This window comes from Limnospira sp. (genome assembly GCF_051859755.1).
Taxonomy (GTDB): Bacteria; Cyanobacteriota; Cyanobacteriia; order Cyanobacteriales; family Microcoleaceae; genus Limnospira; species Limnospira fusiformis.
The window spans coordinates 1-1,800 of sequence record NZ_JBIMLI010000306.1; the positions used below are offsets into that span (position 1 = coordinate 1).

At 44.6% G+C, this 1,800-nt stretch carries 1 protein-coding gene; it reads right to left on the bottom strand.

Annotated elements, in window-relative coordinates:
- Window positions 1-219 precede the first annotated feature (219 nt).
- Window positions 220-1,524: a RuBisCO small subunit-like domain-containing protein gene (locus tag ACTIE0_RS24145; protein WP_006623851.1), complete on the bottom strand. Its 1,305-nt coding sequence runs from the start codon at window positions 1,522-1,524 to the stop codon at window positions 220-222.
- Between the last annotated feature and the right edge of the window lie 276 nt (window positions 1,525-1,800).

Genomic DNA, 1,800 nt, shown 5'->3' on the forward strand with positions numbered 1-1,800 from the left:
GACTCTCTCCCAGTCCCTTATTAGGGGATCTACTCCAAGAGATACAAATTGCTAAGGCTGAGGGTCAAATATCCACCAGTGAAGATGCCATAGCGATCGCATCCCAGAAAATGCTTGAATTGAACCCACCCTAACTAGGGGTTGTAGCTGTTATTGTGGCTTCTAAGACTTTAATTAGGGGTGTGTCCCGGCGGACATTTCACCCCTACTTTTATGGTTTTAGGGACGCTGAATGATGGTTTCCACCACACGCCGCCGCTGTTTGGGGTCAATGCCTAACAGTCGCACATAGTCCTTTGGGTGTTGACTTAGGCAATTTTCCACAGAAGCGATCGCCTCGGGGATACCGCCATCAATAATAGCACAACTTTTCCAGGAACCCGTCTTAAAGTGACGCTGATCAGCATATTCCAAACCAATTTGATAACCCCCTGACCGGATTTTTTGCACCTGTTCCAAAACATCTAAACTCAGCTTACTGCTGACAGTTTGACCGTCAATAAAAGTAGTTGAACTGCTACTATCTCCCTGCCAATTAGAGGGACCTAAATCATCAAAAGCATGGGGAGGCATGACCGGGTTATAGGGAAGGTGTGGTTGATTAATCGGTTGAGGATTGCGGTTAATTGGCTGAGAATTAACCGTGCGGAATTGGTTATATTCTTCCACCAAGCGTAGTTTCTGGATTTGCTGCTGTTCTTCTACCATAGCACGCCCAGACTCGATCAGGTGTTGAAGACTAAAATCAGGCTGAGGAAGTTCGGGGGGTTTGTCGACACTATTAACTAGGCGGCGCGAGATTTTATCTAAGCCTTGATGATAGATAAACTCGCGGATTTGTTCGTCATAAATACGCGATCGCATAGCACTAAAGAAATCAATCGCCTGTCCGGTAAAATCATCAACCAATTTGATAATCTGACTATCCGAGAGTGAATCATCAGCAAAAATTCCCCGCACAATAGCAATGCGATCCTCCCGGCTAGGTTCCCAATAAAACTTATCCATCCGACCATCGCGAATTAAAGGGGCGTAGAGGGTAGAGAAATCATTTCCCGTTATAATAATCGGAATCCGATGTAATGGGGTTTCATCATAACTTCCGGGTAATTGCACATTAGTAGGATTGTCGGCAATATTCATTAGTGTAGCATTAACTAATTGAGTGTTAACCGTGTATTGAGTTCCTGAGTCAAACCTGCCAGCCCCGGCATCAAAATCATTAATAAAAATGGCGCACATTTGACCTTTTACCCGCACCTGTTCGGCCGCTTCCCGATACCGTAGCCGTAGCAGTCGGGAGGGATCTCCGGCATCAGGACTTTCTAATTCTCCCCCAGAAATCATCACGGGTTCAATTCCCATGGTCTTAAAGACAAGTTCACATTGGAAGGTTTTGCCTTCTCCCTTGCGTCCGTGTATTCCTAAAATTAGGGGAACTTTTATCCGGGGAATATCTAAAAAGTTTTTGGTAATATGGACGGAAACCTTATCAAGAAATCGAGGTGAAATGTAGTAAGACATAAATCTATTTTTGTGATAGTTATTAACCCAATTTTAGCGGGTTGGGTGCATCATAATCTCTCGCGAAAGGGCGGGTTGATTAATCTTCTGGCTCGTGGGGTCGGAACTAGCGCAGGGCTGCGATTCATATTATCGCCCTGATTCATTTAAGCTGAACATTCCTTAACATTGATTGACCATGCTCGGACTGTAACTATAACAATACCATCATTGCTGACAGTAAAGGAGGAATCCCTCAAAGCACGTAACATTATATTACGTGCGCCATTCGCATCT

Coding starts and splice junctions, on each gene's coding strand:
- ACTIE0_RS24145 (WP_006623851.1), bottom strand. CDS start 1,524: ATGTCTTACTACATTTCACCTCGATTTCTTGATAAGGTTTCCGTCCAT.